The following is a 12,910-nucleotide window of genomic DNA, read 5'->3' on the forward strand; positions in this document are numbered from 1 at the left end:
GGAAAGGCAGTGGCCGCGCGGGTGGCCACCCCGGCGGCAGGCGGTACATGAAGACCGCTGCGGACTATTTGGTCAGGATCAGCTTGTTCTGAGCGGTTAGACGCAGCTGATACGTGTACTCGCCATGGGCAATGGTGACCAGCCGGCCGGCCGCGAACAGGTCGCGGCTGTCGAGCTGCGCGTCCACCATCGGGATGGCCCGGCAGGTCTCCTGCGCCGCTCGGAAGGTCCACTCCCCCTCCCGCTCGGTGTCATTCAGATGAGAGCCCCCGTGTTCGTACCTGTTCATTTTGAATCGCTCCAGATCAGGGCACGGGCCGCGACCGATGCTGCGGGTCGAGGCTCACTTTAGAAGCATTCAATACTAGAATACCATCGCCTTGTCCTTGAGTAATACATGCGGCGCGCGCGATCAACCCCCGCCGGCTATCCCGGCAACTTTGCGCGCGCACGGGCGCCCGCACCTTCCCGTGCGTTCGTTCAAGCCGGATCGATAATGGGTGTCAGGCCCGCGGGAGGCCTGTCAGAAGGCCTTGAACGTGATGAGGGTGCGGGTGTCCTGGATACCCGGAATGGTCTGCACCTTCTGGTTCACGAAATGGCCGATGTCGGTGCCGGGCTCCACATAGAACTTCACCAGAAGGTCAAACTCGCCGGCCGTGGAATAGATCTCGGAGGCGATCTCCGCATTGGCGAGGGCATCGGCCACCTCGTAGGACTTCCCGAGTTGGCACTTGATCTGGACGAAGAAGGGAACCACGGCGTGCTCCGCTGGCGGCGGGATCGGAAGGCCCTCGCGGGCCGCGCCAAGGTGGACAAATCCGCCGGGACTGGCAAGGGTGGCGGCACGATCGTCCCTGCCCCACCGGAGCCTCACGTCGTCCATGAGCCGGCCCATTCCCATCGCCCTCACCATTGCCGGCTCGGATTCCAGCGGCGGCGCCGGCATCCAGGCGGACCTGAAAACCTTTTCCGCGCTGGGGGTTTACGGCGCCAGCGTCATCACCGCGCTCACGGCACAGAACACGACGGGCGTCAGCGCCATCCACGACGTGCCGGACGACTTCATCGCCGCGCAGATGGATGCGGTGTTTTCGGACCTCGCGGTGAAGGCGGTGAAGATCGGCATGCTGTCGCGCCCGGGCGCCATCCGCACCGTGGCGGAGGGGCTCAAGCGCCACAAGGCCCGGCCGGTGGTGCTTGATCCGGTCATGGTCGCGGCGTCCGGGGCGCGGCTCCTGAGCGACGATTCGCTCAATGACCTGCGCGCCATCCTCATTCCCGCCGCCGACCTCATCACGCCCAACCTGCCGGAAGCCGGCGCTCTGCTCGGCACCGAAGCGGCGAAGACGGAAAAGGAGATGCAGCGCCAGGGCGCGGCGCTACTGGCGCTGGGCGCGCGCGCCGTGCTCATGAAGGGCGGGCACGGCGAGGGGCCGCAGAGCATCGACCTCCTCGTCACGCCGGACGGGACGCGGCGTTTCACCGCCCCGCGCCATGCCACCCGCAACACCCACGGCACCGGCTGCACGCTGTCATCCGCCATCGCCGCCGGGCTCGCGTCCGGACTGAGCCTTTCGGATGCGGTCGAGAACGCCAAGGCCTACATCACCGGCGCCATTGCGGCCGCCGACCGCCTGGAGGTGGGCTCCGGCCACGGCCCGGTGCACCACTTTTTCGAGCTCTGGCGGGACTAGGCGACGGAAAATCGCCCCTTCGCCGTCCCCTCCACCTTCCATCCCGCGCGTCCGGACGATAACGTCCGCCGAAGCGAACGCTCGTTCGGTTGAAAGGATATTGGGGCATGGCCGTCAGGGACCGCGGGGGCAGTTCTCTTGAAACCGGCGCCCAGGTTATTACCGGGCAGCTGGGCAAGACCATCCAGCGCCTGCGCAAGGCTTACAACCTGTCCCTGTCGGACCTCGCCGAACAGTCCGGCGTGGCGAAGTCCATCATCAGCCAGATCGAGCGCAACGAGACCAATCCGACGCTCGCGACCGTCTGGCGTCTGTCGCAGGCGCTGGACATGTCGGTGGAGCGGGTGCTCGCCTCCTCCGACGATGCGCCCTTCGTGGAGAAGCTCTCCCGCGCCGACACGCCGATCCTGCTCTCCGAGGACGGTCTGGTGCGCCTGTCCATCATCGGCTGGATCAAGACGGTGGAGTGGCTCCAGTATTACGACCTCGAGGCCGCGCCCGGCGGCGAACTCGATTCGGACGGGCACCAGCGCGGGTCGGTGGAATGCCTCACCGTCACCGCCGGCACGCTGGAGGTAGACGTGGCGGGCCAGGTGGAGACGGTGAAGGAAGGCGAGACCGTGCGTTATCGCTGCGATCGCCGCCATGTCATCCGCAATCGCTCCGGCGCGCCCGCCCGCGCCTTCATGGTGTGCCTGCTCAAGGCCGCCGTGCTGGAGTGAATGGGGAGGGGCTGCCCTCCCCTTCGCGCGCGCTCACTCGTCGGTCAGCGGGCCGAGGATCAGCATCTCCAGCTTCACCCAGTTTGCGAGCTGGGCGTAGGTCAGCTTCTCGGCCTTCAGGTCCCACGTCACCTCTGAACGGGTGGGGCCGACGCACTTGTCCCGGCCGTTGTCGCCCTTCACCCTTTTGCAGGCGTCTTCGCTGTCGTTGTAATAGACGCGGCCATAGAGGCCGGGCTTCGACTGGTCGGCGGCCGAAAAGAAGGCGTCGGACTGCGCCTGCGCCGCGCTGGCGTCGAAGAAGGACTGGTCGGTGTTCACCGCCTGCTCGTTCCAGCGCAGATTGTATTCGTAATAGCCGGTATAGGGCTTCTTCTTGCCGGCCTTGTCGGTGAAGTTGCCGTTCTCCTCCACAAAGCGGATCGAGCCGGACACGCGATCGCTGATGGAGCGGTCGGCGACCGTGTAGGCGAAGGTCACGCCGTTGGCGTCGGTCAGCCAGTTGCCCAGTTCGTAGTCGTAGTCGAGGTTGCCGGAGACCCGCGCCTCGGGGAGGAAGGAGAAGGGACCGGCGGCGAGCTGGGTGCGCTCGAAGCGCAGCGGATCGGGGTTCTTCACCTGGATCGACACCACCTTGCCGTCGACCATGCGGGAATAGATCTTGTCCGCCTCCTTCTGCGCCCGGCGGAACTGCTCGGCCACCTCCCACCAGCGCGTCACGTTGCGGCCCTGAATGGAGCCGCCGAAGGGCGACGAGGTCTGGTTGCCCTTCACCACATCGATGCGCAGGCGGCCGGCATCGGGGATGTAGCGGCCATTGGCGTCGATCTGCAGGTCACCGCGCAGGATCGCCACCTCCCGCGCCACCTGGGAGGGATTGGCCGGGTTGATGACGTCGAACTTCACCGAATAGACGAGGCTCTTTCCCGGCGTGCGCTGCACGGAGCCCTTCAGGATCATGATGTCGGCCACCGACAGGTCGGTGATCTCATAAAGATCGGTACCGCTGGAAGATCGCAGGGAGCGGGAATTGTAGTCCACCGTCATGGCGCCGGTGAGCTTGGCCTTGTCGGCGGGGATCTCCTTCAGCGCCTGGCTCTGCTGCGCGAGCGCGCCGCCGGATGCCAACAGGCTCGCGGCGCACAGGCCGGCAGCGCAGGCCGATAGGGCCGGCGCGAAGCGAATGGTCATGTCGATCTCCCTCGATGGCGCCCGGCGCGGGGGGCACCGGGAGCTTCGGGGCGGACCATGGCGAAGGCTTCCTGAACGGAAGATGACCAAAGGTCATCCGCGCCGTTCAGAGAAGGCCGAGGTCGCGCAGTTCGCGGCTGAGGGCTTCGGGAAGGTCGGCGGCTCCGGCGCTGGTCCCAAGATCGCGGGGCGCCTCCCGGTCGGCGAGGTACCGCCATCCCTGGAAAGGGCGCGAGGGGCGCGGTTCCACGCGAATGACGGCGGGATCGAGCACGAGGCCGCAGCGGCGCACGCCGTCCGGATCGACCACCGTGCGCAGATCGATGAGGCGCTGGCGCGCCGCCACCTCGCCCTTGATGACCCAGTAAAGCGAACCGCCGTCGATCAGCTCGTCCTTGCGGCTCGGCACCATGCGCGTGACGTGGATCTGCTCGAACGGAACGCCGGCCCGCCGCGCCGTGTCGGCGCGGTCGGCGATCCAGGCTTCGAGATCGGCGATGGAGGTGGCGCCGACGCACAGCTTGATGAGATGAAGCGCCATCGCGCCCGCGCTATTGGCCGTTGGGGGCGGCGGGCGCACCCTCGGCCGCGGGTTCCGCTTCGGCCGGCGCAGCAGGCTGGGGACGGGGACGCGGCGCGGCGGGGCGGGGCGCGGGATTCGCCGGGGGTGTCGCCTGCGCGGCCGGGGTTCGCACCGGAGGACGGGCGGGCGGCAGTGGCGCGGAGGGCGGCGGAGCGATGACCTCAGGCTCCTCGGCCGACGGCGCGGCGGACGGCGCGCCAGCGGAAGGTCCTGTCGCGGCAGGCGCGCCAGGCTGGGCCGCGTGGTTCGGATCAGACTGCAGCAGCATGCCGAACGGGCCGGTGCGCGGCGGCGGACCACCGGTCATGCCCCGGTTGCGCGCGTTGCGCTCCCACACCGGCGAATATTTGGTGATGAGGCTGGCGTACCGCCCCTCGTTCATGTTGGCGATGATGTGGGTCGGATCGCCAAAGATCGCCGCCTGCGGGCAATAGCTTGCCGTGCAGCCGGTGAAGTCCACCAGCGCGGAGGCGACGAGGCCATAGGGATCCTGCTCCAGCGGGCGGCGCCAGGCGATGATCCGCTCGGTCAGGTAGTCGGCCTTGCGCCGACGCACGAACTCGAACGCATCCTCGACCAGAGCCATGCGCGCGCGCACCATCGAGCGGGCGGACGCCACCGTGTCGGGCCGCTCGAACAGTACCGCTTCGCATACCTGGATGAGGGAGGGGTCGGCACCGAGGCAGCCCAGCGCCGACTGGGCGGCGGCGCCATCGAGAGCCGAGGCCCGGGCTTCCAGCGCCCGCGCCTCCGAGATGGCGGCGGCCTGGATGATCTGCTTGAGCATGGCGCTGCCCACCGACAGGCCCCCGAGCAGGATGCCGATGAGCACGAGCAGCGTCAGCGGATTCTCATTGGGCTCCGAGCGCACGAACAGCACGAAGACGAACACGGCGCCGATGACCATGGCGGCCAGCACGACCCAGCCGGGCACGTCGAAATTGCTGTTCAGAATGCTGAGGGTTCGGTCAATCCATTCTGCCATGGCGCCCTCCGCGACGCTGCCCGCAGGCCGGGGCGAACGCCATTGGCCTGGTTCCGGTTCCCGCTCCGGACATGCCTTTACGGCCGCCGGTCGGGGCGCGGATAATTGTCCGGTCCGCAGCGCAAGGCAACGCGGCGGACCGGCGCGCGACCCTCATGGTAAAAGAAAACCCGCAGCCGGCCGCTGCGTTCAGTGCGGCCGCAGCACGGAGGCGTCGAAGCCTCCATAGAGGTAGATCACCGCGACGGCGACCAGAAAGACAGCAAGCGCGGTGCGCGCGACGCCCCAGCAGGAGCGGCGATGGGCATAACCTTGGCTGAGATCCATGATGGATAGCGGCTCTTTCGACGAATCCCCCGCGGTACGAACAACGTCCCGCATCGCAACATTGATTAAGAATTTATGAACGCTTCGGCAAGGCCCGCGCCATGCCTTCTGCGAACGGCTCGCATGCAGAACCGGAGACTGCCGCTATCCACAGGGGGACTCGCGGAGGAGCCCGTCCTTTGCGCATGCGAAATTCCGCCGGGATGGGATAGGACTTTGCACATGAACGCCGCCCCCACCTCCGATTCGTCCGCCGGCTCCTCCCCTCTGCCCGACGAGGAGGCCGCGGCGGCGCTGCTCCTGCGCCTCGCGGGGGAAGCCGGACCGGGCAAGAGCATCGGTCCCATGGATGCGGCGGTGGCGCTGATGCCGAAGGACGAATGGCAGCGGGCGCTGCCGGTGGTGCGGCGCGTAGCCGTTCGCCTGGCGCTGGAAGGCCGGCTGATGATCTATCGCAAGGGCAAGCCGGTGGACCCGTCCGATTTCCGGGGCGTCTACCGCATCGGCCTGCCGAGGAACGACTAGGGCAGGCGGTGAACGCTCAGGGCGCCGGAAACAGCGCGCTGGTCTTGCCCGACAGATAATAGGCGACGAGGCCGACCCATTCCTTGAGGGACACATCCGCCACGTCGAGCCCGGAAGCGGTGCGCGAGAAGGTCTCGTTGAGCTGATCCGGGCCGATGGTGCGGAAATCGACCGGATAGGGGATCACGTCGAATCCCACCTTGCGGAAGCAGCCAACCGCGCGCGGCATGTGGAACGCGCTCGTCACCAGCAGCCAGCGCTCGCCCGGCTTGGGCTTCAGCAGTTCCTTCGAGAAAAGCGCGTTCTCGGCGGTGTTGCGGGAACGGCTTTCAAACTCCACCCGCTCCGGGGCAATGCCCAGTTCCGGCAAGGCGATCATCGTCATCCGGGCTTCGGTGAGGGTTTCCGAGTTGCCCTTGCCGTTGCCGCCGGAGAAGACGAGCCGGGCATCGGGGTATTTCCGCGCCAGCGCCCCGAAGGCGATGGCCCGCTCGCCGGCATTGGCATAGGCCGGCACGCCCCGCGCAATGCCCACGTCGGCCACCTCAGCCCCACCGAGAATGATGACGCCCGTGATCGGTGCATCGCCCCGGTAGAGGGGAAAGCGCTCTTCCAGCGGGCTCAGGAGATAATTGGACAACGGCGAGAAGCCGATCACCCCCCAGCCGACGATGGAGACGGCCAGGAGCCCCATCCCCCATCGCCGCACGCCGGCCAGCGCCAGCAGCAGGCCGAGCCCCCCCAGCAGCATCAGCAGGTTGGACGGCGCGACGAGGAACCAGAACATCTTGGAGACGGCGAAGAAGGAATCCATGCCACGCTTTCGGGGCGCCGTCGGCGCCGGTCAGGCCAGTTCGACCACCTTGCCTTCGCGCAGGGTGACGCGCCGGTCCATGCGGGCGGCGAGGTCGAGGTTGTGGGTGGCGATGAGGGCGGCGACGCCGGTCGCCCGCACCAGCTCCGACATGGCACCGAACACGTGGTCCGAGGTCTTGGGATCGAGATTGCCGGTGGGTTCGTCCGCCAGCAGCAGGCGGGGCGCATTGGCGAGGGCGCGGGCGATGGCCACACGCTGCTGCTCGCCGCCCGAAAGCTCCGAAGGGCGATGGGTGAGGCGCGCGCCGAGGCCGAGATAGGAGAGCAGTTCCTTGGCCCGCGCTTCCGCTTCCTTCTTGCCGAGGCCGCGGATCATCTGCGGCATGGCCACGTTCTCCAGCGCCGTGAACTCGGGCAGGAGATGATGGAACTGGTAGACGAAGCCGATGGAGAGGCGACGGATTCGGGTGCGCTCCGCATCCGGCAGGCGGGCGGTGGGCGCTCCGTCGATGAACACCTCGCCGGCATCCGAATGCTCCAGCAGCCCGGCGATATGCAGCAGCGTCGACTTGCCGGAGCCGGACGGCGCGACGAGCGCCACCGACTGGCCGTGGGTGATGCCGAGGTCGGCGCCGCGCAGGATCTCCAGCGCCCCCTGCCCCTGCGCATAGCGCCGCACCACGCCGGACAGGGCGAGCGCGAACTGGGGACGGGTGCCGGAGCCGGAGGCGCGGCCCGGGGAGCGGCCTTCGGGCGGGGTGGGCATATCCATCACTCGTACCTCAGGGCTTCCACCGGATCGAGCCGGGCGGCCCGCCAGGACGGATAGAGCGTGGCCAGGAACGAGAGCGCCATGGCCATCAGCACCACGGACGAGGTTTCGCCGAAGTTCATCTGCGCCGGCAGGCGGGAGAGGTAGTAAAGCTCCGGCGAGAACAGCTCGGTGGAGGTCAGCCAGGAGATGAACTGACGGATGCTCTCGATGTTGATGCACACGACCACGCCCAGCAGCAGCCCGGACAGGGTGCCCACCACGCCGATGGAGGCGCCGGTGATGAAGAAGATGCGCATGATGGAGCCCTGCGTGGCGCCCATGGTGCGCAGGATGGCGATGTCGTGCCCCTTGTCCTTCACCAGCATGATGAGGCCGGACACGATGTTGAGCGCCGCCACCAGCACGATCAGCGTGAGGATGAGGAACATCACGTTCCGCTCCACCTGCAGCGCACCGAAGAAGGTGGCGTTCCGCACGCGCCAGTCCACCAGATAGACAGGCCGCTCGGCCGCGCTTTGGATCGCGGCGCGCAGTTCGCCCACGTCGTCCGGATTGTCGAGATAGACCTCGATGGCGTTCACGTCGCCATTGCGGTTGAAATAGGCCTGCGCCTCCGGCAGCGGCATGAAGACGAAGGCGCTGTCGTATTCCGACATGCCCACCTCGAACACCGCGGCGATCTTGTAGACCTTGATGCGCGGCGAGGTGCCCATGGGCGTCACCGCGCCGCGCGGGGCGACGAGGGTGATGTTGTCGCCGGCGCGCAGGGACAGCTGGTCGGCGAGGCGCTTGCCGATGGCGATGCCCTGCCCCTGGTCGAAATTCTCCAGCGTGCCCTGGCGGATGTTGTGGGCCACCGACGGCAGGCCGCGCAGGTCCTTCTCCGCCATGCCGCGCACCAGCACGCCCGAGGCGCCGAAGGGCGAGGAGGCGAGCGCCTGCCCCTCCACCAGCGGCACCGCGAGGCGGATGCCGTTGAGCGCGGCGATGCGCGCCGCTACCGACTTGTAGTCGGTGAGCGGGCTTTCCAGCGGCTGAACCAGCACATGGCCGTTGAGGCCGAGGATCTTGCCCAGCAGTTCCTGCCGGAAGCCGTTCATCACCGCCATGACGATGATGAGTGTCGCGACCCCCAGCATGATGCCGAGGAAGGAGAAGCCGGCGATGACCGAGATGAAGCCCTCCTTGCGGCGGGCCCTGAGGTAACGCAACGACAGCATCCACTCGAACGGCGCGAAGGGGCGCGTACCGGTGGTGTCCCCGCCTGCCCTCGCCGCCGCATGGGTTGCCGTCATGCCTTCAGCCTCTCCACAATGTCGCTCGCGGCGATCAGCTCGCGGGAGCCGTCCACCCGGCGCTTCAGTTCCACCTTGCCCTCGGCGAGGCTCTTCGGCCCCACCAGAATCTGCCACGGCAGGCCGATGAGATCGGCGGTGGCGAACTTGGCGCCGGCGCGCTCCTCGGTGTCGTCGTACAGCACGTCGTAACCGGCAGCGGTCAATTCCGCGTAAAGGGCGCCGCAGGCCACATCGGTCGCGCTGTCCCCGACCTTGAGGTTGAGGATGCCCACCTGGAAGGGCGCCACCGCTTCCGGCCAGATGATGCCGTTGTCATCGTGAGACGCCTCGATCATGGCCGCCACGAGGCGCGAGGGGCCGATGCCGTAGGAGCCCATGTGGATGGTGTGCTCCTTGCCATCCGGGCCGAGCACCTTGGCGCCGAAAGGTTCGGAATATTTGGTGCCGAAATAGAAGATGTGGCCCACCTCGATGCCGCGCGCGGCGAGGCGGCGCGCCTCGGGGATGGCCTCGAAGGCCGCTGTGTCGTGCTTCTCGGAGGTCGCGGCATAAAGCTGCGTCCAGCGGTCGAACACGCCTTGCAGGCCGGCGGGATCATCGAAGTTCACGTCGGCCGGGGGCGGCGCCATGTCGAGATAGTCGCCATGGCAGAACACCTCGCTCTCGCCGGTGGAGGCGAGGATGATGAACTCGTGCGAGAGGTTGCCGCCGATCGGTCCCGTGTCCGCCACCATCGGAATCGCTTTCAGGCCCATGCGGGCGAAGGTGCGCAGATAAGCGACGAACATCTTGTTGTAGGAATGGCGGGCGCCGGCCGCGTCGAGATCGAAGGAATAGGCGTCCTTCATCAGGAACTCGCGCGAGCGGTAGACGCCGAAGCGCGGGCGCACCTCGTCCCGGAATTTCCACTGGATGTGGTAGAGGTTGAGGGGCAGCGCCTTGTACGACTTCACATAGGCGCGGACGATCTCGGTGATCATCTCCTCATTGGTCGGGCCGAACAGCATCTCGCGGTCGTGCCGGTCGCGGATGCGCAGCATCTCCTTGCCGTAGTCGTCATATCGGCCGCTCTCGCGCCAGAGGTCCGCCGACTGGATGGTCGGCATGAGCATCTCGATGGCGCCGGCGCGATTCTGCTCCTCGCGGATGATGTTGCAGACCTTGTTCAGCACGCGGTGGCCGAACGGCAGCCAAGCGTAGATGCCGGCCGATTCCTGCCGGATCATGCCGGCGCGGAGCATCAGCCGGTGCGAGACGATCTCCGCCTCCTTGGGCACCTCGCGCAGAATGGGAAGGAAATAGCGGGACAGTCGCATCGGGTGGCTCGGACTCTCGTGCGGAGGGAAATCAGGCTGGCGGGAGTGAAAGCGGAAGGGCGGCCAAAACACAAGGGCGGTGGCGCGAATGCGGTGCCCTGCAACCATATTGCGGCGCAGCGAACGACTTATTGCGGCGCAAGGATGACAAACGACAGATTCTTGTTCTATTTTCCCCTCGCACAAGAAAGGGGACCGTCACCAGCCGGCCAGACGGCGGTGAATGCGGTCCAGGTCTCGGGAGGAGAGGTAAGAAAAAGCCGACCGACGGCCGCCTTTGATGGCGCACACGGAATCGGCATCACGGATTGGCCGCGCGGCCCTCAAAAAGCGGACTTAGATCTGCAGGCAGCGCTGGACCCGTGGATTAAAAAAGGCGAGGCCCGCTCGGGGCCTCGCCTTTTTCTTTGGGGCCTACCCCGCCGGTGCTTGGCGATGACAGCGAGGCCGCCCCCTAATAATTCGCCCAGAGCCCCGGGCTTGCGATCTCGGCGAGGTTTCCGTCCGGATCGCGGAAATAAAGGCTCGTCGCGCCCTTCGGCCAATGCACCTCGCCCTCGATGGCGACGCCATGGGCCGTGAGGTGGGCGCGCCAGCGTTCCATGTCGGCGGCTTCGGCGGAAAAGGCGAAGTGGAGCCGGCCGGCTCCATCGTGGGGCGGGATGGCGCCGCCGAAGGGCAGTTCGATGGCTTGATCGGCAGAGCGGCGCACGAACAGCAGCAGCACGGTGCCGCCCACCGGATACGCCGCGAAGCGGGCATCCGAGAGCATGGGGACAAGCCCCAGCACGCCTTCGTAGAAGGCGCGCGCCCGGTCGAGGTCGTCCACGTAAAGGCCGGTTTCCAGCACCCGGCCGAGGGGCGGCGCAGTGGGCGCGGTCCCCTCCCCGTCAGCCACGCTGCGCCCTCACCAGAGGTTGAGGGTGGCGCGGGCTTCCTCGGACATGCGGCCCTGATCCCACGGCGGATCGAAGGTGATGTCCACCTTCACGTCCGAGATGCCGGGCACGGCCGCAACCGCGCTTTCCACCATGCCGGGCAGTTCGGCCGCGGCTGGGCAGTTGGGCGTGGTGAGCGTCATCTCGACAGCAACGGTGCGGGCATCCGAGATGTCGACCTTGTAGATCAGGCCAAGCTCGTAGATGTCCACGGGGATTTCGGGATCGTAGACCGTCTTGAGGGCGACCACGATGTCGTCGGTGAGCCGCGCAAGCTCCGCCTCCGGGATCGGAGACTGGATCTGCGGCTGGTTCGGCGCCTCGATCGACTTGGTATCGGTCATGCGAACAAATCCTGCGCCTTGACGAGGGCGTCAAAGAGACGGTCCACGTCGGCGCGCGTGTTGTAAAGGGCAAACGATGCGCGGCACGTTGCTGTGGCACCATATCGTGCCAAAAGCGGCTGTGCGCAATGGGTGCCGGCCCGTACCGCGACACCGTAGCGGTCGATGATGGTGGCCACGTCGTGCGGATGGGCGCCCTTCATCTCGAACGAAATGATCGCACCCTTGTCCGCCGCGGTGCCGATGATCCGCAGGGAATTCAACGCCCGCAGGCATTCGTGGGCATAGGCCGAGAGGTCGTGCTCGTGTGCGGCAATGCGCTCGCGGCCGATGGATTGGACATATTCCATTGCAGCGCCAAGGCCGATGGCCTGCACGATTGGAGGTGTTCCAGCCTCGAAACGGTGCGGGGGTACGCCATAAGTGACGGTCTCTTCCGTCACCTCGCGGATCATCTCGCCGCCGCCCTCGTAGGGCGGCATGGCCTCCAGCAGCTCCTTCTTGCCGTAGAGCAGGCCGATGCCGGTGGGGGCATAGAGCTTGTGGCCGGTGACGGCGTAGAAATCGACATCGAGGTCGCGCACGTCCACCGGCATGTGGACGATGGCCTGGCAGCCGTCCACCGCCACCTTGGCGCCCACCGCATGGGCCGCCGCCGCGATCTCCTTGATGGGGGTCACCGTGCCCAGCACGTTGGACATGTGGGTGATGGCGACGATCTTGGTGCGCGGGCCGAGCAGCGCCTTGAAGGCCTCAAGGTCGAAGGAGCCGTCCTCCCGCACAGGCGCCCACTTGATGACGGCGCCCTTGCGCTCGCGCAGGAAGTGCCACGGCACGATGTTGGAATGATGCTCCATGATGGAGAGCACGATCTCGTCGCCCGCCTCGATGGAATGACCGAGGGACGAGGCCACCGTGTTGATGGCCCCGGTGCCCGAGCGGGTGAAGATGATCTCGTCGATGCTGCCCGCATTCAGGAAGGCGCGCGCCGTCTCGCGGGCGTGCTCGAACGCCTCGGTGGCAGCGTTGGCGAGATAGTGCAGCCCGCGATGGACGTTGGAATATTCCCGCTCATAGGCGGTCACCATCCGGTCGATGACCTGACGCGGCTTCTGGGCGGAGGCGGCATTGTCGAGATAGGTGAGCGGATGGCCGTTCACCTCCAGAGACAGGGCCGGAAAATCCGCGCGCACACGCTCCACGTCAAAGGAGCCATTGGCGACGGCGGGGTGGGGCTTCGTCATGGCCAAATCCTTTTGGCAATCGTCTCAAGAAATGTCGTGTCGCCCTCCGGCTCGACCGGAGGGCCTATCCATCCGCTGGATCGGGCGGCGCCATGAATCCTCCGGTCAAGCCGGAGGGTGATGGCGCGGTGGAGGATGGGGCGAATGCC

16 protein-coding genes are annotated in these 12,910 nt (G+C 66.9%); 3 read left to right on the forward strand and 13 right to left on the reverse strand.

Features of this window, described 5'->3' with window-relative positions; all coding sequences use genetic code 11:
* Positions 1–64 precede the first annotated feature (64 nt).
* Together ACT54R_RS00090 and ACT54R_RS00095 are read right to left on the reverse strand one after the other, a co-directional pair.
* Entirely contained in the window at positions 65–289 is a 225-nt protein-coding gene (locus tag ACT54R_RS00090) for a hemin uptake protein HemP (protein WP_476322139.1), read from the reverse strand.
* 234 nt (positions 290–523) lie between these two features.
* Entirely contained in the window at positions 524–760 is a 237-nt protein-coding gene (locus ACT54R_RS00095) for an Lrp/AsnC ligand binding domain-containing protein (protein WP_168457987.1), read from the reverse strand.
* 124 nt (positions 761–884) lie between these two features.
* On the opposite strand from ACT54R_RS00095, the gene thiD reads away from it, so the two are divergent.
* Both thiD and ACT54R_RS00105 read left to right on the forward strand, forming a co-directional pair.
* Complete coding sequence (gene thiD / locus ACT54R_RS00100; RefSeq protein WP_476322142.1) at positions 885–1,697, forward strand: bifunctional hydroxymethylpyrimidine kinase/phosphomethylpyrimidine kinase; 813 nt, start codon at positions 885–887, stop codon at positions 1,695–1,697.
* 107 nt (positions 1,698–1,804) lie between these two features.
* Entirely contained in the window at positions 1,805–2,419 is a 615-nt protein-coding gene (locus ACT54R_RS00105; RefSeq protein WP_168457989.1) for an XRE family transcriptional regulator, read from the forward strand.
* Between the two features lie 33 nt (positions 2,420–2,452).
* Here the strand turns inward: ACT54R_RS00105 and ACT54R_RS00110 are convergent, their stop codons facing one another.
* From ACT54R_RS00110 to ACT54R_RS00125, 4 genes are all read right to left on the reverse strand, one after another.
* Positions 2,453–3,610, reverse strand: a complete 1,158-nt coding sequence (locus ACT54R_RS00110; protein ID WP_168457990.1) for a hypothetical protein — start codon at positions 3,608–3,610, stop codon at positions 2,453–2,455.
* A gap of 106 nt (positions 3,611–3,716) precedes the next feature.
* Positions 3,717–4,151 (reverse strand): DUF1489 family protein, encoded by a 435-nt coding sequence (locus ACT54R_RS00115; RefSeq protein WP_168457991.1) that lies wholly within the window; start codon positions 4,149–4,151, stop codon positions 3,717–3,719.
* Between the two features lie 10 nt (positions 4,152–4,161).
* Positions 4,162–5,178, reverse strand: coding sequence for a hypothetical protein (locus tag ACT54R_RS00120; protein ID WP_476322147.1), 1,017 nt, complete (start codon positions 5,176–5,178; stop codon positions 4,162–4,164).
* A 189-nt stretch (positions 5,179–5,367) separates the two neighbouring features.
* Positions 5,368–5,505 carry a hypothetical protein gene (locus ACT54R_RS00125; protein ID WP_168457993.1) on the reverse strand — a complete coding sequence of 46 codons (138 nt, stop codon included), beginning with the start codon at positions 5,503–5,505 and terminating at the stop codon, positions 5,368–5,370.
* Positions 5,506–5,727: 222 nt separating this feature from the next.
* Between ACT54R_RS00125 and ACT54R_RS00130 the strand changes: the two genes are divergently transcribed.
* Positions 5,728–6,030 carry a DUF3253 domain-containing protein gene (locus ACT54R_RS00130; protein WP_168457994.1) on the forward strand — a complete coding sequence of 101 codons (303 nt, stop codon included), beginning with the start codon at positions 5,728–5,730 and terminating at the stop codon, positions 6,028–6,030.
* 16 nt (positions 6,031–6,046) lie between these two features.
* Here ACT54R_RS00130 and ACT54R_RS00135 read toward each other — a convergent pair whose 3' ends face one another.
* The 7 genes from ACT54R_RS00135 to ACT54R_RS00165 form a co-directional block, all read right to left on the reverse strand.
* Positions 6,047–6,844, reverse strand: a complete 798-nt coding sequence (locus tag ACT54R_RS00135) for a YdcF family protein (RefSeq protein ID WP_476322151.1) — start codon at positions 6,842–6,844, stop codon at positions 6,047–6,049.
* Positions 6,845–6,874: 30 nt separating this feature from the next.
* Positions 6,875–7,612: an ABC transporter ATP-binding protein gene (locus tag ACT54R_RS00140; RefSeq protein ID WP_476326317.1), complete on the reverse strand. Its 738-nt coding sequence runs from the start codon at positions 7,610–7,612 to the stop codon at positions 6,875–6,877.
* 5 nt (positions 7,613–7,617) lie between these two features.
* A complete protein-coding gene (locus ACT54R_RS00145) occupies positions 7,618–8,916 on the reverse strand; it encodes a lipoprotein-releasing ABC transporter permease subunit (protein ID WP_168457996.1) in 1,299 nt (432 codons plus the stop codon).
* A complete protein-coding gene (gene proS, locus ACT54R_RS00150) occupies positions 8,913–10,235 on the reverse strand; it encodes a proline--tRNA ligase (protein WP_476322155.1) in 1,323 nt (440 codons plus the stop codon). The genes ACT54R_RS00145 and proS overlap by 4 nt, the downstream gene beginning before the upstream one ends.
* A gap of 454 nt (positions 10,236–10,689) precedes the next feature.
* Complete coding sequence (locus tag ACT54R_RS00155; protein ID WP_476322158.1) at positions 10,690–11,133, reverse strand: VOC family protein; 444 nt, start codon at positions 11,131–11,133, stop codon at positions 10,690–10,692.
* Positions 11,134–11,142: 9 nt separating this feature from the next.
* Positions 11,143–11,517, reverse strand: coding sequence for an SUF system Fe-S cluster assembly protein (locus ACT54R_RS00160; protein ID WP_168457999.1), 375 nt, complete (start codon positions 11,515–11,517; stop codon positions 11,143–11,145).
* A complete protein-coding gene (locus ACT54R_RS00165; RefSeq protein ID WP_476322160.1) occupies positions 11,514–12,761 on the reverse strand; it encodes a cysteine desulfurase in 1,248 nt (415 codons plus the stop codon). Before ACT54R_RS00165 ends, ACT54R_RS00160 begins: the two co-directional genes overlap by 4 nt.
* Positions 12,762–12,910 lie beyond the last annotated feature (149 nt).

This window comes from Xanthobacter sp. DMC47, assembly GCF_056313845.1.